We start from the raw sequence: 17,541 nt of genomic DNA, 5'->3' as shown, positions 1-17,541 counted from the left end.
CGTCAGAGGGTGCGGTGGCTTGCCGTACGTTCCTTTTCGCCGTCGATTATAATTATCTGACGTATGAATGAAACACACGCACCGCCGCGATCTCATCCACAGCGCGTCCTCGAGCTCGCGCGGACCAAGGGACTGCTGCGCGCGGGCGATCTGGATGTGCTCGGCGCGCCGCGGGTCGTGCTCAGCCGGCTCGCCGCCCGAGGGCAACTGGAACGAGTTGGGCGTGGCCTGTATCGCCTGCCCGGGACCGACGTTTCGGAGTTTGAGGGCCTCGCCTCGGTCGCGATCAAGGCACCACAGGCGGTGTTCTGCGTGCTCACCGCGCTGCAGTTCCATGAGTTGACAACACAGCTGCCGCGCCGGGTCTGGATCGCCATGCCGCGCGGCAGCCACGTCCCTCGCATCGAGCATCCCCCGATCAAGATGGTCCAGTTCACCGGTGCGAGCTACGCCGAGGGCGTCGAGGTCTTCGAGCGTGATCAGGTGCAGCTGCGTGTCTACAACGTCGCCAAGACCGTGGCCGACTGCTTCAAACACCGCAACAAGATCGGCCTGGACGTCGCCCTGGAGGCTCTGAAGGACGCCCTGGCCCAGAAGAAGGCCTCGGTCGACGACCTGTGGCACTACGCAAAGATCTGCCGCGTCGCCAACGTGATGCGTCCCTACCTGGAGGCGATCACGTGAGCAAGGGCCTCGCAGCCTCGGTTCGGGCACGTCTGCTGAACCTGGCGAAGGCCGAAGGCTCGGACTTCAACGGCGTGTTGGTCCGGTACGCGCTCGAGCGCCTGCTGTACCGCATGAGCCGCTCCGCGCACGCCGACAACTTCCTGCTCAAGGGCGCGCTGTTGTTCGCCCTCTGGTACGACATGCCGCACCGGCCCACGCGCGACGTGGATCTGCTGGGCTTCGGTGCCAGTGATCTGGCGTCCCTTGAGCAGACGTTTCGGGAGATCGCCTCCATCGAAGCCGGCGACGGCATCGTCTTCGATCCCGCTACCGTGACCGCGCAGGAGATACGCAAGGACGCGGGCTACGCCGGCGCGCGGATCGTCCTCACTGCCGAGATCGCACGAGCGAGGTGCAAGGTGCAGGTGGACATCGGATTCGGCGACGCGGTAACGCCGGGGCCTGTGCACGCTTCCTATCCGGTCCTGATCACGGATTTTCCTGCCCCGCAGTTGCGCACCTACCCGGTCTACAGCGTCATAGCAGAGAAGCTGCACGCCATCGCACTGCTGGGCATGCTGAACACTCGCATGAAGGACTACCTCGACCTCTGGGTCATGCTTGCTCGCGAGACCTTGGACCCGGCCTTGCTCGCAACCGCAATCGCCGAAACCTTCTCGCGTCGAGGCATGGATGTACCCGCCAAGTCGCCGATCGGACTGTCCGATGAGTTTGCGAATGATCCAACTCGCCAGGCCATATGGAAGGCATTTCTGCTCAAAAACGAGATCGCGCCGAAGCCGCTTTCGAACATCGTCAGAGACCTCGCTCTCAAGCTTGACGATTCGCTGGATCGAGCGCGCAAGATCTTCGATGACGCGCAGTGAACCCTCGAATCCGCTCGCTAGAATCAACCCGCTTGATCTTGTCTGGGCCGTACGACAACCCGTTCATGCGGTGCCATCAAATGTCACGTTTGATGGCGGTTTTATAGGCGGGTTTATTGGTGCTGCAGAGATGATTCCCTTGAAAAATCAACTGCTTGGAATCGATCCCGAGCTTCAGGTGCAGAACATCGAGTGAGCGATAATTTTCCTGTTTTGATAGCAACGTGCGCACATTCCATATGGACTACCCCGGCAATCTCTTCGTAGTGGCAGCGCCGAGCGGCGCAGGGAAGTCGAGTCTGGTCAAGGCATTGCTGGAGTTGGACTCGCACGTTCAGCCCTCGATCTCCCACACGACCCGTCCGCCGCGCGGCCAGGAAAAGCATGGCCGCGAATACTTCTTCGCATCGACCCAGGAGTTCGATGCGATGGTGGCCGCCAACGGCTTCATCGAATGGGCCCACGTCCACGGCCAGCGCTACGGGACATCGCGCAAGGGCATCGAAGAGCGCATCGCCCAGGGCTCGGACGTCATCCTGGAGATCGATTTCCAGGGCGCCATGCAGGTCAAGCAGGCCTTCTCCAATGCCGTGCTGATCTTCATCCTTCCCCCCAGCTGGGAGGAACTGCGCTCACGGCTCGAACGCCGGGGGGAAGATGCCCCGGATGTGATCGAATTGCGGCTCAAGAATGCCGCACAGGAGATGGCACAGGCCTCCAAATTTGACTTCGTTATAATCAACGAACTCTTCGAGCGTGCGCTTTTCGACCTGAAAACCGTCGTTCACGCCCAGCGGCTCAAGTATGCAGCCCAGCGCCGCGCCCGGGCCGACACCTTCGAATCCCTCAATATCGCCTAGATTGCCTGGAGAATCCGCATGGCCCGCATTACCGTTGAAGATTGCCTCGAGCACATCCCGAATCGCTTCCAGCTCGTGCTGGCCGCCACGTACCGCGCTCGCATGCTGAGCCAGGGCCACGCGCCGAAGATCGAAAGCCGCAACAAACCCGCCGTCACCGCCCTGCGCGAAATCGCCGAAGGCAAGATCGGACTGGAGATGCTCAAGAAGGTCCCGGGCTGATCCCCCTGCACTCTGCGGGGTGCGCAATCCAACAGCACCGCCAGGCGGTGCTTTTTTTTGCCGTCGGTCACGTCCAGGAGAGGCGCGCTACATTTCAGGTATGAACGCGGTCTTGAACAAACCTTCCGCCCAGGAGCCGCGCCCCGGCGACAACCCTTCGGCAGGCACGTCCGCAGCTGCGGCCAATGCAGCGGCTGCCAGCTTTACCGCGCTCACCGAGAACCTGGACTATCTCGATGCCGCGAGCATCGAACACGTCCGGCAAGCCTATCGGTTCGCCGATGAAGCCCATCTCGGGCAGTTACGCAACAGCGGCGAGCCCTACATCACCCACCCGATCGCGGTCGCAGCCCAATGCGCGACGTGGAAGCTCGATGCGCAAGCCCTCATGGCGGCCCTGCTGCACGACGCCATGGAAGACTGCGGCGTCACCAAGTCGGACCTCATCGACCGGTTCGGGCTCCAGGTGGCGGAATTGGTCGATGGACTCACCAAGCTCGACAAGCTCCAGTTCAATACCCGCGAGGAAAACCAAGCCGAATCGTTTCGCAAGATGCTGCTTGCGATGGCGCGCGACGTCCGGGTCATCCTCATCAAGCTGGCGGACCGCACGCACAACATGCGCACGCTCTCCGACATGCCGCGCAGCAAGTGGGCCCGCATCGCCTCCGAGACGCTGGAGATCTACGCCCCGATCGCCCATCGGCTCGGCCTGAACCAGACCTACCGCGAACTGCAGGATCTTGCTTTCCGGCATCTGCACCCCTGGCGATATGCCACGCTGTCCAAAGCCGTCAACAAGGCACGCAACCGGCGCCGCGACATCATCCAGAAAGTGCAGACCGAAGTCGATGCCGCGTTTGCCCGGGTTGGCATCAAGGCACGGCTCGCCGGCCGGGAGAAGACGCTCTACGCCATCTACCAGAAGATGGACAGCAAGCACCTCAGCTTCGCGCAGGTGACCGACATCTACGGCTTCCGCGTCATCGTTTCCTCCGTCATCGATTGCTATACGGCACTGGGCGTCCTGCATCAGATGTACAAGCCGGTTCCCGGCAAGTTCAAGGACCACATCGCCATCGCGAAGCTCAACGGCTATCAGTCGCTGCACACCACCCTGGTCGGCCCTTCTGGAATCAACATCGAGTTCCAGATGCGCACCGAGGAGATGCACGTTGTCGCCGAGGCGGGTGTTGCCGCGCACTGGCTTTACAAGGCACAGAATGCGGAAGGCTCCACCGCGGAGCGCCTGGGCACCAAATGGCTGCAGTCGCTGCTGGACATCCAGAACGAGACCCGTGATGCAGCCGAATTCTGGGACCACGTGAAAGTGGACCTGTTCCCCGACGCGGTCTACGTCTTCACACCCAAGAGCCAGATCATGGCCCTGCCCCGAGGGGCCACCGTGGTTGACTTTGCATACGCAATCCACAGCAACGTAGGCGACCGCGCCACGGCCGCAAAGATCAACAATGAACAGGTGCCACTGCGGACGGAACTGAAAAATGGCGATGTCGTGGAGATCATCACCGCCCCCGTCTCGACCCCCAATCCTGCCTGGCTGGGTTTTGTCCGCACGGGCCGCGCCCGCTCCAAGATCAGGCACTACCTGAAAACCCTTGCGCACACCGAATCGGCCGGCCTGGGCGAGAAATTGCTCACCCAGGCCCTGAGGGCGGAAGGGCTGGAACGACTTCCCACGGAAGAAGAAAACCAGGCCCTGTGGGACAAGCTGCTGCGCTTTACCGGAAACCGCTCCCGAGCCGAGCTCATGACAGATATCGGGCTGGGCAAGCGCATTGCAGGGATCGTTGCCAAGCGGCTCATGGTGTTGATGACGGAGCATGGCCACCGCCCCGATGCACTCCTGCTGACACGCGAGCGCTACACATCGCACGAAACCCTTTCACAGGGTGGCGTCACACTGGACGGCAGTGAAAACGCATCGGTCCAGTACGCCAGCTGTTGCCGCCCGGTGCCTGGCGACTCCATCGTGGGCTACCTGGGCCGTGGAGAAGGCCTCGTGGTTCACAACATGCAATGCGGGGTCGCCAGAAAGCTGCAGCACAAGGACAGTGAGCGCTTCATCACCGTCGATTGGGCGGACGAGCCAACACGCATGTTCGAAACCGGAATTGTGGTGACGATTACCAACGGCAAGGGAATGCTGGCGCGCATTGCGGCAGAGCTGGCCACTTCCGAGGCGGACATCGTGCATGTCGACATGGACGAGGAAAAGGCGATGGACACGACCGACCTGCGGCTGGTCGTCGCCGTTCGCGATCAAGCCCATTTGGAGGCCTCGCTGCGCAATCTGCGCCGCACTCCCGCGGTGCTGCGGGCATTCAGAACGCTGCCACGCAGTTGACTCTACCCGGACGTGCCACAGACCAAGAGGGGCGCCCCCCTCCCCGCACGGCCCTCAGGTGGAAGTTTTCTTGGGGTAATCGACCTTGAGAATCTCCAGCGTGCGAACACCGCCCGGCGTGCCAAGCTTCACCTCATCACCTTCCTTGGCCTTCAAAAGCGCCCTGGCCACAGGAGAGACCCAGCTGACTTGGGATTGGCTGCTATCCACCTCATCGATGCCGAGAATGGTCACCGTGCGCTCCACGGCCTCGTCATCCACGTAAGTTACGGTTGCGCCAAAAAAGACCTGATCGTTCCCCGCGTGCATGGAAGGATCAACAACCTCCGCGATATCGAGGCGTTTGGTCAAGAAACGGATCCGGCGATCAATCTCACGCAGACGCTTTTTGCCATAAAGGTAGTCACCGTTTTCCGAGCGATCTCCATTGCTGGCAGCCCAGTGGACCACTTCAACCACCTTCGGCCGCTCGTTATCCATCAGGTTCAGCAATTCCGAACGCAACCGCCGATACCCGTCAGCAGTGATGTAGTTCTTGCCCCTTGCCGGCAAAGGGGCCGACGGAAACTCCCCTTCATCTTCTGTTGATGGACCCTCGGCTTCTTTGGTGAATGCTTTACTCATCGATCACTCCCACACGAGCAATACACACAAGAACCCAATGGAAAAAGCCTCGTGACTTTTACATCACGAGGCTTACCATTTGGTGCGGCTGGCAGGAATCGAACCCACGACCCCTTGGTTCGTAGCCAAGTACTCTATCCAGCTGAGCTACAGCCGCTAAGCTTTGAATTATAGCACACTTTTTTGCTACTCTTCAAAAATTTGCTTCTTGCAATTTCTTGAATTTCAATCAATTGCGCTAGAAGCAAAACGCCATTGTAATACAAGAAATCTTCACTCAAAGAGAAAAGTTGCAGCAATCGCGTTGGTAGGGCGTGGCGGACTTGAACCGACGACCAAAGGATTATGAGTCCTCTGCTCTAACCAACTGAGCTAACGCCCCCATCTGCAGCAATTGTATGTGCTAGCGCCTATGACTCAGGGCATTGGTGACCAGCTTGGATGTGATGTCCACGATCTGAATCATGCGGTCATAGGGCATGCGCGTAGGCCCGATGACTCCCAGTGTGCCCACCACCTGCCCGTCCACCTCATAGGGTGCACTGACAACAGAGAGCTCCTCGAAAGGAACCACCTGGCTCTCCCCGCCAATGAAGATTCGCACGCCCTCCGCACGATTCGACACGTCCAGCAGCCTCAGTATCTGCGTCTTCTGCTCGAAAAGGTCGAAAGCGCGCCGCAGGTTTCCCATGTCGTTGGAAAAGTCGCTCAACGCCAGCAGATTGCGCTCCCCCGAGATCACGACCTCCTCCTGCGAGGCCGCCATGGCCTCGGACCCGATGCTCACCGCGGCCTGCATCAGGGAGGCGATCTCCCATCGCAGTTGGTCCACCTCGGTCTTCAATCGCTCGCGCACCTCCTCCATGGCAAGGCCCGAATAGTGGCTGTTGAGAAAATTGGCAGCCTCGGCCAGTTGGGATTGGGTGTGATCCACTTCCGTAAAGATCACCCGATTCTGCACATCCCCGTCCGGAGAAACGATGATCACCAGCAAGCGCCTCTCGGAGAGCCGGAGGAACTCGATATGGCGGAATACCGACGGCCTGCGCGGAGCCATCACCACGCCTACAAACTGCGATAGGCTCGACAACAGCTGTGCTGCGTTGGCAATCACTTTCTGGGGCTGGTCCGGAGCGAGTTCCGGAGAACAGAGTTGCTCTTTCTGGACCGTCAGCATCGTATCCACGAAAAGCCGATAGCCCTTGGCTGTAGGAATGCGGCCTGCCGACGTATGCGGACTGGCGATGAGGCCAATGTCTTCGAGGTCGGCCATGACGTTGCGTATGGTGGCTGGGGATAGATCCAGTCCAGACGCGCGCGACAATGTGCGAGACCCGACCGGCTGCCCGTCAGCGATGTAGCGCTCAATCAGCGCTTTGAGCAACAGCTTGGCACGGTCGTCGAGCATCAAATCATTTTACTTATGTGCGGTCCACGGACCATGGGCACCACGCCCCTCATGCCGGTGGACGTGGTACCGCAAAGTACCAACCGCGACACCCAGCATGTCCGCCAATACCTCCTGGGTGTACCACCCACCACGCCAAGCCTGCACAGCCTGAGCAACCTCCTCGCGCGTCAACTGGGCTTTGCGCCCCCAAGTCTTCCCAGCCGCACGAGCGGCACGCTGCCCAGCAACGCAGCGCTCCCGGATCAGTTCCCTTTCGAACTCAGCGAACACGGCCAGTAGCTGCAAGTACATCCTGCCTTGCGGGGTGACGGTCTCAATAGCTTCGGTGAGACTGCGAAAGCCGACCCCACGGGCACGGAGCAAGTCAAACGTGGTAACGAAGTGAGACGTAGACCGCGCAAGACGATCCAGCTTGTAGACCACAAGCACATCCCCAGCTCGCAGCGCAGCAAGGCACTGCTCCCAAACCGGCCGGTGTCGCACGGCACTCGCCTGCTCCTCATAGACCAATCCCACACCAGCAGCACGCAGAGCCGCCAACTGCATAACTGTTTCCTGGTCACGGGTGCTGACCCGTGCATAACCGACCAATCGCCCCATCGACTACCCCCAACAGCTAGCGAGGCACAACACGCCTAGAGGACGGGTCGCCAGACCACTCGATGTACCCGGCAGCGGCAGGCGCCTCAAGAGGCGCAGTAGCAGACGCTGGACTCATCGCCTCACGCGCGAATTTGCAATCTCGCCACCTCCACCCGCCACCGTCCCCGCAATCAAGCCACTCAGAGCCGCCAACGACACTCGCCGAAGGAGTATCGGTGGCCTGCCGTTGCACATACCAACGATGACCAGACAAAGCCGCAACGGCACCAACGGCAACGCCAACAACAACAACACCGGCAACAACCTTCAACATGCTCCCCCCTAAACCGCGACATATAAGCCCATGACGATACCAACACAGAATCGCAGCAGCAAACATCACGTATCAGGGGCCTCTACGGTCTCGCTACCGGGCTCCGTGGAGAGCATCCAGAACTTGCCCCACCGACCCACCTTATGCGCGGCAATACGGTGCCCATCAGGCACACCGAAGGCCAGTGCCACCAGCTCGGCCAAGCTCATCTCAGGCATGTCATACGTGACCGGCTTAGCAACCTCGATGCCTTGCGTGCTGCCCCACCTGTTGCGGCCCTCAACACCGTCAGCGTGATCCTTGGTCAGATACTTGGACACGTAGCCGGCGAGCTTGGCGAGAGACTCGCTGGTCTTGTGATACTTGCCGGGCAGACCGTGGCGCGTGCGCCGATGGCCATCAACATCAATGTTGCCGTTGTCCTTGCCAACCACCGACTGCCACAGCCTGCGCAGATAGTCCCAGGACCGAACACGACCATCCACTGTGTCCAAGTACACCGGCAGTTTGTCGATAGCCGCATGGACATGCCACGCACCGCGTGATTGCTTCTCGAAAGAGTACACGGCACGGAAGCCCGGAATGGCCCTGCGCAGCTTGCGCAGCATCGCCGCCCAGTCGGCCCGCACGCGGTCGAAATCACACATGTTGTCCCGGTACGTGCACGTGAGCAGCGAGGCGACACCAGCAGACTTGATCTTGTACCGACAAGTACGCTTTGCCCTCGCGGCACTGCGCTCCAGGGCAAGACGCTTACGCTCAGCCTCACGCTCCTTTTCGAGTTCAGTGCCAGACTGATCGATCTCAGGAGCGCGCAAATCAGGATCGTCCCAATCGCCCAAGGGCACGTAGATTTTCCGAGGCCACGCCATCAACTCGACCTGCCCCGTTTCCGGCGCGCGCCACTCTTTGACCCTCCAGCCCTGCTCAAAAACTTGACAGTAAACACCCTTGTGCACTACATATCGGTCCACAGCACCTCCCATTGATCTTGCTGTCGGCCCCCGGTGGATTGCAGTCCGCGCGGGGGCAATTTTTTGGATCAGACAAACGTCGCGATCCAGCCGCCTTGCTTGTGCCGCCACTCCCAGCGCCACAGCTCATCCAACCAGCACCACTCACCGTCAGGCCACTCCCACACAAGAGGGGCACCAACACCAACCACCAACCGTGCTGCGCACGGAAGACGGTAAGCAGGCCGGTAGACGTGGATTTCTTGCATCGGTCGAGATATGTCTCATTGATAAATCTAGGCCGCGCTGCGCGCGGCCCCTACGCTACGCTGTCGCTTGCGACGGGGCCGCCGCTACGCGCCGCTATCACCGCTCATACGTGCTCCGGACCTGGCTGTTGCGGAGGGCAAGGGACTCGGCCCACCCAGGACGCTGCTGGGCGTGCGGAGGAGCCTGCACAGGCATGTTGATGACCACCGGCTGAGGCGCAGCAGTCGGAGAGGCCAAGGCAACTTGATCAACCCTGGCCATGGGTGGGTCCTGCTTACGCCAATCGACAAAGTAACCATGCGCCACGATCTGCCGACACACGTCCGCAGGCACCTGCATCAAGGTGGCCTGTTGCGTGTAGCACTTGCAGGCTGTACCCATGGACATGCACGCTGCGGGGTAGGGAGCCTCGGTAGGAGCGGTCACGCCGTCATAAACCGCAGCGGTGTGCGGGAAGCCTTCAATGCGTGGCGTGCGCTGATCCAGATACTCGGCCTTGGTCATTGACTGGCCCCGGCCCGCCCCACCACCAGCACCACCAGTACCAACCGCGGCGCGCTGGATAGCTGGGGCAGCACCGACACCGCCAGCTTGCTCCGCTTGCTTGACCAACGTGGACCGCTCACCCACAGCCCCGGACGCTTGGGTAGTCAGCATCCACACCACGGCAATGACGGACGCAATAGCAGCCAGGAGGGCGCCAACGCCCCACCACACTTTCGCGGGGACGCCCTTCTTCGCGGTATGCAAGGATGCTGATTCGTACCACGCGTAGACCTCGCGCGGGAACGGCCGAGACTTGATTTCCCCACTCTTACCGCTTCCGGGCTTCTGAGGCTGATCGTTGACAGACGTCCATTTGAGCTCGTTGCTACTGTCGCCCATGAACGAGGCCTTGAAGTGGCGGTGCCATCCAGGGCTAGCGATCACACGCCGGAGGAACGCATCCATGTTCAGCGGGTGTTGCGTGATCATGAAGATATCCATGCCACGCTTGCGATGGGTCACCGGAATGCGCTCAATCCACTCAGGAGGCTTGCCGACACCACGCAAGGGCATCTTCAGATGACACTCGTCCATCACCAAGATGGACCCGTCGGGACAGTCTTCCCAGTGCTCGGGCGCAAACTCCTTCCACCCGAAATCCAACAATGGCTGCTTCGCCGTGAAGCCGTGGAAGAAGACAGGGCGGCTTGTCTCAAGCTGGAGCTTGCGCACGTCGTACAACGTGAACAAGGTCTTGCCAGCGCCATTAGCGCCGGTGGTCAGGAACAAGAAGCCTAGCTGCCGGCGCAGCGATCGCATGCGCCTCATTTCGTAACCCACTTCTTAATCGCGTCACCCGTCAGGCCCTGCAGCAACATGCGAGTGGTGATCGCGCTTATGACGATCGACAGGAACGAGCCCAAGCCCATTGCAGACAGCATCCCAACAATCTGCCCCGGCATACCAGCGAACGACGACACGACGTTGGACCGGGCCCACGCAAGGGTCGCAGACACACCCGTGATAGTCACCACGCTCATCCCGAGCGAGAGCAGCACCCGACCAGCGAGCGTGCCCGCTATGTTAATAAGGCCGCCGAGCAAGGCGGCGAGAAAGACAGGCATGTAGTCACCCCCGGAAAACGATCACAAGCCAAAGCACCGCACCGAAGCCCATCAACAGCAGACGGATCATTTCGAGATGTGGGCAAACACGAGACAACTGGAGCGTGAAAGGCTTACCGACAACATCAAACGTCACATCGCTAACGCAGGAGCCAGAGAGCAAATTCGTTGAGTCGTAACGCTGGGCCATAGAGACAGTCTCATTGCCTGGCAAGTCCTTTGTTTGATCACCAGTCTTGCCCTTTGACTCCCCGTAAAGTTTGGCCTCCTGTGACTGGGCTGCATCCTCGAATAGTTGGCAATTGCGCTGGTGTTGCTCTTTGCTGATCGCACACAAGATCGCATCGCCATCGCACGTCCACGCACCACAAGAGCCGCCAAAGGACGAGTCCTGCCCGTCGCCGCAGTTATCGCCCGTGCAAGTGCCCGAGCCACTACCCGTGCCGGTGCCGGTGCCGGTGCCGGTGCCTGTGCCGGTGCCTGTGCCGGTGCCGGTGCCAGTGCCAGTGCCAGTGCCTGTGCCTGTGCCTGTGCCCGTGCCAGTGCCAGTGCCAGTGCCCGTGCCTGTGCCAGTGCCAGTGCCAGTGCCAGTGCCGGTGCCAGTGCCGGTGCCGGTGCCGGTGCCGGTGCCAGTGCCGGTGCCGGTGCCGGTGCCGGTGCCAGTGCCAGTGCCGGTGCCGGTGCCGGTGCCGGTGCCGGTGCCGGTGCCAGTGCCAGTGCCGGTGCCGGTGCCGGTGCCGGTGCCGGTGCCGGTGCCAGTGCCAGTGCCAGTGCCAGTGCCAGTGCCAGTGCCGGTGCCTGTGCCACCCGAGCCAGTACCCGCACCACCCGTGCCAGTGCCTGTACCAGTACCGGTACCCGTGCCAGTGCCGCCACCAGTGCCACCACCAGCACCAGACCCGGCACCACCACCAGTGCCAGTGCCCGTACCGTTACCAGCACCGCTACCAGCACCGCCAGTGCCAGAACCACCAGAGCCACTGCCCCCGTTACCGCTGCCGTCACCACCGTTACCCGATCCAGATCCAGATCCAGATCCAGATCCAGAGCCCGAGCCAGTACCCGTACCGGACCCACTACCAGACCCCGAGCCGGACCCACTGCTAGAGCTAGGGACACAAGCCTCAAGACCGTTGACGTAGCCGCCGGACATGCCAGTGGGACAAGGGGGAGGATTGCTCGTCGGCGGATCGCCAGACGCAGCGTTGCAAGACTCGCCCGTCTGCACACCTGACATGCGAGTCTTGTACGTACACGCGCTGGTGCTTGCCCCCGAGCACTCAAGCACAGGAGTGCTAGGAGTCATGTCGGTGATACAGCCCGCGACGCAGCTGCGAAACGCCCCCCTCGAACCCGGGTAATCCAAGTCCCCAGTGGACGAGCCCGGAACGCACTGCATCACCATCGGCACGATCTGCCGATCACCAGCGTTCTCCGTGCCGCAGCCGGTCCAACACGTCTGACCGTCAGGAGCCAAGGTGGAATTGCACGAATTGCCATTCATCGTCAGACCCACCGGCACCGCAGCACACGCCGCAGCCGCAGTCGCGAACCGCCCCTTTTCGGGCGCCCCCGCGATCACGTAGACCGTCGTAGCCGCGTAGGACGGCAGAACGCCAGCAAACGCCAGCAACACCGCCAGTGCTAAAAGCCGACAAGCGCGAGCCATGCTGCACCCAAGGTAGCGACGATCACAACGATCAGCCAGAAAACATGAGCCATGCTGCACCCAATATGGCGACGATTACAAACAGGCCCATACGCCCCCCTTGACGATGCGTCGCACATCGACGCATTGGCAAAGGCCCCCGGTCGGCCGCCCGGGGACGAGTCACCGCATCAACGGAGCACGCCGCGAATCCACGCGAAGATGGCCGTCGCAGCCTTGACCATGAGGCCGGCATTACCCACGAGAGCGAGGGTGACGATGCCGGCGATGATGTAGGCCACGACCTCGGCCACGTTCGGTTGCTCGGCCGCCGCGAATGCGGGCAGGGACAGAGCAGCCGTGACAGCCACGCCGGTGACGGCAGTTTTCGCGGCGCGGGCGAGCGCTGCGAGCTTGGAGCCCTTGACGGGCAGGGTTTGCAGGATTTGCATGTCAGTCGTCCTTTGTTGAAACACCACCAGGGAAGAAGGCCCGAGCAACCTCGCGAAAGAGGAAGCCCACGGCCCACACTGCGACGATGGCCATCGCAATAAGGCCCCCCTCCTGCAACGTCAACGTCGTGAAGGGAGGAAAAGAGAGCTCGTGCACGACCGTGACCGTGCACGACTGGGAACACTGAATAACAGTGGGGTCAGCCACGATCAGCGCCCATAGCGCGGGCCTGGAGTGCCTGCGGCACGTTGTCTCTCAAGCGCGAATGAGCGCCGGGGAGTGCTGAGCCGCCCGGGCGCGGATCGTCGCCGCGCTTGATCCAGCGCCCGGCGCCATCGTTGGATGCACCAAAGCCGCTGGCATGGCTACCCAGGCGCGCTGGGCACTCCCCGCCCGATGGCGCCGGGTACGTCGCGCGGCACAGATCACACATGGGGCCTTGCCCCATACCCCGAGGCAGGCACGAACTCTCGGGGATCGCATCGATATCGCGACACGCACGGAGCCCATCGAGCAGGGCACGCAGCAAGAGGCCAACACCGACACCAAAGACGACGCCGACAACGGTGGCCCACCAGACGGCATCCGCAAGCTCAGCGGGACTCATGGTCAAGCCCCAGGAGCCGGAGGAGCCTTGGGAGCGGAAGGACGCTTGTCAGCGCTGTAAGGCCGCAAAGCAGTCAACACCGCTCCGATACGGCGATCCTTCATGCTGGCAGCGAGGGCGAAGGAGGCCATATACACACCCGGCTCAGGCGCACTCTCGCCCATCATGGACTTGTCCAACTGGAGGACGCCGACCTGCTGCAGCACGCCAGCATCATCCAGTAGCGCGCACTCGGCATCCTGCATTTCGTAAGGACGGCCGGTGCGCTGGGAGACCCCCTTTCTCAGTTCGTTGACTTTGAGAATCTGGATGAGAGACGTGAGAGCCATAGCAGTAGTCCTTTAAATCTGTAGTTAGGCCAGAAGGGGCCGGTAATGGAGACGACGCTCCGGCATACCTACGGGGCATGCCGCAGGACCGTCAGGGCTGTACAACCTGGACGCTGGAGCAAGGGAGCCAGCGGACATCACGGCGATCAGGGTGCCAGAAGCACACAAGACAGCGACCAGTACGGACGCGCTGCACCGCCCCACGGAAGCCGCCCCAGGACACGGTTAAGCCACGCTTGACCAGCTTGTCACGCATGTCCAAGTTAGCCCTGGACACAAAGCTTGATTGAGCTTTAGGTTTTGAGGCCATGTCAGCACCCCGCGCCGATGGCGTATCCAGCGTGACGGCAAAGCCGGTCGTAGGCGGCCACACGTTCGCTGTTGGAGAGGTAGCCGCGCATGTCAGCAGCCTGCTGGAGAGCCATAAGCACGAAGCCGCCCTTACTGACAGAGCCATGACCGTCACAAGTGGCCCACCACAAACGCTCAAGCTCTTGGCACTCATCAAGCGTGAGGACCCGATCCTCAGAGGGGCACTCCCCACCGCCTACGCTGGACTGAGCTACCAATCCAGCATCCACGCTGGGATCAGGCAGGGACTCGGCGGGGGGAGTGCTTTCGGTCGCCTCATCGTTGTTCCAGCGGCAATCGCTGTAAGCGCAGTAGCCTTCGTAGGAGGTGTACGAAAGACGCTGCCCGCAACGAGGACAGAACTTGAATTCAAGCGTGTTGAAGGACATGGGTAGCTCCACGAGTGGTAAAGTGCCAGTTAGCACGGTTGCGATACATAGCAACATTGCTAACTAGCCACCACTATAGCAGGAGTGCTAAGCATGACCCAATTGAATTACTTAATCGAGAAAGCCGCATCCATAGCAGGAAGCGAATACAAGCTAGCTCAACTGTTGGGCATGCAACAACCAACCATCGCGGCATGGAAAAGCGGCAAACGCCCCTGCTCGGCGCCAGACCGAGCCGCACTCGCATCAGTAGCCGGAGAAGACGCAGCAGTGGCAGCAGTGGAAGCAGTCCTAGAAGGCATCAACCTTGACACCACCAAAGGACAACGAGCAAAGCAGGCCCTAGAGGCAGCGCTAAAACGCATGGAAAAGCTCAGATCACTTTAATGATCTAATTTCTTCAATGAAGCTCAGGTTCCAACGCGTGGCGCTGGTCGGCAAGTACCAAGCGCCTACTTCTGCCTCAATGTCAGACAGTTCACGGGAGGCTCTGGATGGAATCGCCAGATTTCTCGCCGACGAGGGATGCCAGGTTGCCCTTGAATCGGACACAGCGCTGAACACAGGATTCACGGATTACCCCGCCCTGACCGTGGAGCGCATTGGCCTCGACTGCGATCTTTGTCTGGTGGTCGGCGGGGACGGCACCATGCTCGGCATCGGGCGCCAACTGGCCGAGTACTGCACGCCGCTGATCGGTATCAACCAGGGCAGGCTGGGCTTCATCACAGACATTCCGCTCGACGAATATCCATCTGTCCTCAAGCCGATGCTGCGCGGAGAGTATGAAGAAGACCTTCGGCCGCTGATGCGCGCGCGGGTCATGCGCCAGGGGCAATGCATGTTCGAAACCCTCGCGATGAATGATGTCGTGGTCAATCGAGGGTCCACTTCCGGCATGGTGGAGCTTCGCGTGGAGGTAGGGGGGCACTTTGTCTCCAATCAGCGCGCAGACGGACTCATCATCGCGTCACCCACAGGTTCCACCGCCTACGCATTGTCTGCCGGCGGCCCGATGCTCCACCCGGCCATTCCAGGCTGGGTGCTGGCCCCCATCGCACCCCATACGCTGTCCAATCGGCCTATCGTTCTTTCGGACAGCATGGAAGTCACCGTCGAAGTGGTCGGCGGCCGGGACGTCAGCGCCAATTTCGACATGCAGTCCCTGGCCTCACTGCAGCACGGCGACAGGATTCTGGTGCAGCGATCAGATTACCGTGCACGCTTTCTACATCCCCGAGGCTGGAACTACTTCGCCACGCTGCGCAAGAAACTGCGCTGGAACGAAGGGGGGTACTGAACATGGCCTTGAAGCGGATCGCACTACGGGATTTCGTGATCGTCGATGTTCTGGAGTTAGACCTCCACGGGGGCTTCACCGTACTGACAGGAGAGACAGGGGCTGGCAAATCGATCCTGATTGACGCTCTCCAAATGCTGCTGGGTGGCAGGGCCGACCCTGGCGTGGTGCGGGAAGGCACTGCATGCACCGACCTGTGCGCTGAATTCGACTGCCCTCCGTCCATCACGGTCTGGCTGGATGAGGCGGGTATTCCGAGAGAGGATGGCCTGCTGCTCCGCCGCACCATCGACATTCAGGGCAAAAGCCGCGCATGGATCAACGGAGTGCCCGCCACAGCCACACAGATGCGCACACTGGGCGTGCATCTGCTGGATATACACGGTCAGCACGCATGGCAAAGCCTGACGCGCGTGGATGCCGTCCGAAGTTTGCTGGATGCCTATGGCGGAATCCGTCCAGAAAGTTTGACGCCCCTGTGGAACCGCTGGCGTGACGACCGCAAGGCATTGGATGCAGCTATTGCCAGCCAAGCCAATATCCAGCAGGAACGCGACAGGCTGCAATGGCAAATCACTGAATTGCAAAAACTGGCGCCATCCGAGGGTGAATGGGAGGAACTCAACACACGCCACACACGGCTGTCGCACGCGCAGGCCTTGATCGATGCGGCGCAGTCAACCTTGGCAACCCTGGAAGACGATGAGTCGGGAGCACACAGCCAATTGGCCCGTGCCCATGCAACCCTTGCCGCCAAAGAGTCCCTGGATCCGCAATTCAAGGCCATGCAGGATGTTCTGGCCTCCTGCATAGCCCAAGCCTCCGACGTTGCGCACTCTCTTCAGACTTATCTTCGCCATACCGATGTGGACCCGGATCGGCTGCAGGAGCTGGATGTCCGCATGGGGCTCTGGATGTCTCTGTCCCGTCGCTTCAAGCGACCTCCACAGGATATGCCGGATCTTCTGGTTTCCTGGGAGCAAGAACTGGCCCGCCTGGATGATGCAGCCGATATCGAAGCGCTCGCGGAGCGCACCCGATCCGCTGAAGCCGCGTACATGAAAGCCGCACGGGACATTTCACACAAACGCAAGAAGACAGCACCAGAACTCGCCAGGGCCATCACGGAAGCCATGCAAGGCTTGGGCATGAAGGGCGGGAAATTCGAGGTCGCGATCGACGCCTCCGGAGACCCTGGTCCCCATGGGCTGGACAGCGTGGCATTTCTCGTGGCGGGGCATCAAGGTGCATCGCCCCGGCCGATTGGCAAGGTGGCTTCTGGCGGCGAGTTGTCGCGCATTTCACTCGCGATTTCGGTAACAACCAGCCGCCTCGGAGAAGCACCGACGCTCATCTTCGACGAGGTGGACTCTGGCGTGGGCGGCTCCGTCGCGGAAACCGTGGGCAAGCTGATGCAACGACTGGGTCAGGACAGGCAGGTTCTGGCTGTCACCCACCTTCCGCAAGTGGCGGCCTGTGCCGACCACCACTTGGTCGTCTCCAAACGCTCCCAGAAGCAAGGCACGGTCAGCACAGTCACGCAGGCCAGTGGTGAACAACGCACACAGGAAATGGTCCGAATGCTGGGAGGAGAGCGGGCATCCCCCGCGACGTTGGCCCACGCGCGGGAAATGCTGGAAAACAGCCATCCGACAGGGAAGGCAAGGAAACCATGAG

General features: G+C 61.0%; 19 protein-coding genes and 2 tRNA genes. 9 read left to right on the top strand and 12 right to left on the bottom strand.

Annotated features, from left to right (window positions below):
• The first annotated feature begins 63 nt into the window (after window positions 1–63).
• The 6 genes from AX018_RS09200 (at window position 64) to AX018_RS09180 (ending at window position 5,003) form a co-directional block, all read left to right on the top strand.
• The gene (locus tag AX018_RS09200; RefSeq protein WP_111876992.1) at window positions 64–684 is read left to right on the top strand and encodes a type IV toxin-antitoxin system AbiEi family antitoxin domain-containing protein; all 621 of its coding nucleotides are present in this window, start codon (window positions 64–66) and stop codon (window positions 682–684) included.
• Entirely contained in the window at window positions 681–1,553 is an 873-nt protein-coding gene (locus AX018_RS09195; protein WP_111876991.1) for a nucleotidyl transferase AbiEii/AbiGii toxin family protein, read from the top strand. Before AX018_RS09200 ends, AX018_RS09195 begins: the two co-directional genes overlap by 4 nt.
• Window positions 1,540–1,749, top strand: coding sequence for a hypothetical protein (locus tag AX018_RS24730; protein WP_146749272.1), 210 nt, complete (start codon window positions 1,540–1,542; stop codon window positions 1,747–1,749). The genes AX018_RS09195 and AX018_RS24730 overlap by 14 nt, the downstream gene beginning before the upstream one ends.
• 43 nt (window positions 1,750–1,792) lie before the next feature.
• Window positions 1,793–2,413 (top strand): guanylate kinase, encoded by a 621-nt coding sequence (gene gmk, locus AX018_RS09190; RefSeq protein ID WP_111876990.1) that lies wholly within the window; start codon window positions 1,793–1,795, stop codon window positions 2,411–2,413.
• Between the two features lie 18 nt (window positions 2,414–2,431).
• Complete coding sequence (gene rpoZ / locus AX018_RS09185) at window positions 2,432–2,635, top strand: DNA-directed RNA polymerase subunit omega (protein ID WP_011796632.1); 204 nt, start codon at window positions 2,432–2,434, stop codon at window positions 2,633–2,635.
• A gap of 100 nt (window positions 2,636–2,735) precedes the next feature.
• Entirely contained in the window at window positions 2,736–5,003 is a 2,268-nt protein-coding gene (locus AX018_RS09180; protein ID WP_111876989.1) for a RelA/SpoT family protein, read from the top strand.
• Window positions 5,004–5,057: 54 nt separating this feature from the next.
• Here the strand turns inward: AX018_RS09180 and greB are convergent, their stop codons facing one another.
• The 12 genes from greB to AX018_RS24725 all read right to left on the bottom strand — a co-directional run bounded on the left by greB (window position 5,058) and on the right by AX018_RS24725 (window position 14,564).
• Window positions 5,058–5,627, bottom strand: coding sequence for a transcription elongation factor GreB (gene greB, locus AX018_RS09175; RefSeq protein WP_111876988.1), 570 nt, complete (start codon window positions 5,625–5,627; stop codon window positions 5,058–5,060).
• An 80-nt stretch (window positions 5,628–5,707) separates the two neighbouring features.
• Window positions 5,708–5,784, bottom strand: a tRNA-Arg gene (locus tag AX018_RS09170).
• Between the two features lie 148 nt (window positions 5,785–5,932).
• A tRNA-Ile gene (locus tag AX018_RS09165) sits at window positions 5,933–6,009 on the bottom strand.
• Window positions 6,010–6,030: 21 nt separating this feature from the next.
• Window positions 6,031–7,035 (bottom strand): heat-inducible transcriptional repressor HrcA, encoded by a 1,005-nt coding sequence (hrcA, locus tag AX018_RS09160; protein WP_111876987.1) that lies wholly within the window; start codon window positions 7,033–7,035, stop codon window positions 6,031–6,033.
• A 9-nt stretch (window positions 7,036–7,044) separates the two neighbouring features.
• Window positions 7,045–7,584, bottom strand: a complete 540-nt coding sequence (locus AX018_RS09155) for a recombinase family protein (RefSeq protein ID WP_245951489.1) — start codon at window positions 7,582–7,584, stop codon at window positions 7,045–7,047.
• A 435-nt stretch (window positions 7,585–8,019) separates the two neighbouring features.
• Window positions 8,020–8,913 carry a rolling circle replication-associated protein gene (locus AX018_RS09150; RefSeq protein WP_146749271.1) on the bottom strand — a complete coding sequence of 298 codons (894 nt, stop codon included), beginning with the start codon at window positions 8,911–8,913 and terminating at the stop codon, window positions 8,020–8,022.
• Window positions 8,914–9,273: 360 nt separating this feature from the next.
• Entirely contained in the window at window positions 9,274–10,482 is a 1,209-nt protein-coding gene (locus AX018_RS09145; protein ID WP_170146220.1) for a zonular occludens toxin domain-containing protein, read from the bottom strand.
• Window positions 10,483–10,487: 5 nt separating this feature from the next.
• A complete protein-coding gene (locus tag AX018_RS09140; protein WP_111876983.1) occupies window positions 10,488–10,787 on the bottom strand; it encodes a DUF2523 domain-containing protein in 300 nt (99 codons plus the stop codon).
• Window positions 10,788–10,791: 4 nt separating this feature from the next.
• The gene (locus AX018_RS25210; RefSeq protein WP_170146219.1) at window positions 10,792–10,977 is read right to left on the bottom strand and encodes a virulence factor TspB C-terminal domain-related protein; all 186 of its coding nucleotides are present in this window, start codon (window positions 10,975–10,977) and stop codon (window positions 10,792–10,794) included.
• Window positions 10,978–12,626: 1,649 nt separating this feature from the next.
• The gene (locus tag AX018_RS09130; protein WP_111876982.1) at window positions 12,627–12,887 is read right to left on the bottom strand and encodes a major capsid protein; all 261 of its coding nucleotides are present in this window, start codon (window positions 12,885–12,887) and stop codon (window positions 12,627–12,629) included.
• Between the two features lie 610 nt (window positions 12,888–13,497).
• Window positions 13,498–13,824 (bottom strand): hypothetical protein, encoded by a 327-nt coding sequence (locus tag AX018_RS09125; RefSeq protein WP_111876981.1) that lies wholly within the window; start codon window positions 13,822–13,824, stop codon window positions 13,498–13,500.
• Between the two features lie 311 nt (window positions 13,825–14,135).
• Window positions 14,136–14,564 (bottom strand): hypothetical protein, encoded by a 429-nt coding sequence (locus AX018_RS24725; protein WP_146749270.1) that lies wholly within the window; start codon window positions 14,562–14,564, stop codon window positions 14,136–14,138.
• A gap of 93 nt (window positions 14,565–14,657) precedes the next feature.
• On the opposite strand from AX018_RS24725, the gene AX018_RS09120 reads away from it, so the two are divergent.
• Genes AX018_RS09120 through recN form a run of 3 tightly spaced genes read left to right on the top strand, consistent with a single transcriptional unit; the run spans window position 14,658 to window position 17,540 of the window.
• A complete protein-coding gene (locus AX018_RS09120; protein WP_111876980.1) occupies window positions 14,658–14,951 on the top strand; it encodes a helix-turn-helix domain-containing protein in 294 nt (97 codons plus the stop codon).
• A 16-nt stretch (window positions 14,952–14,967) separates the two neighbouring features.
• The gene (locus AX018_RS09115; RefSeq protein ID WP_111876979.1) at window positions 14,968–15,864 is read left to right on the top strand and encodes an NAD kinase; all 897 of its coding nucleotides are present in this window, start codon (window positions 14,968–14,970) and stop codon (window positions 15,862–15,864) included.
• 2 nt (window positions 15,865–15,866) lie between these two features.
• Window positions 15,867–17,540, top strand: a complete 1,674-nt coding sequence (gene recN / locus AX018_RS09110) for a DNA repair protein RecN (RefSeq protein ID WP_111876978.1) — start codon at window positions 15,867–15,869, stop codon at window positions 17,538–17,540.
• Window position 17,541: the final 1 nt, after the last annotated feature.

Source organism: Paracidovorax anthurii, from assembly GCF_003269065.1.
Lineage (GTDB): Bacteria > Pseudomonadota > Gammaproteobacteria > Burkholderiales > Burkholderiaceae_C > Paracidovorax > Paracidovorax anthurii.
The sequence above is the reverse complement of the archived record's forward strand: the minus strand, read 5'-3'. Positions and strand labels throughout refer to the sequence as shown.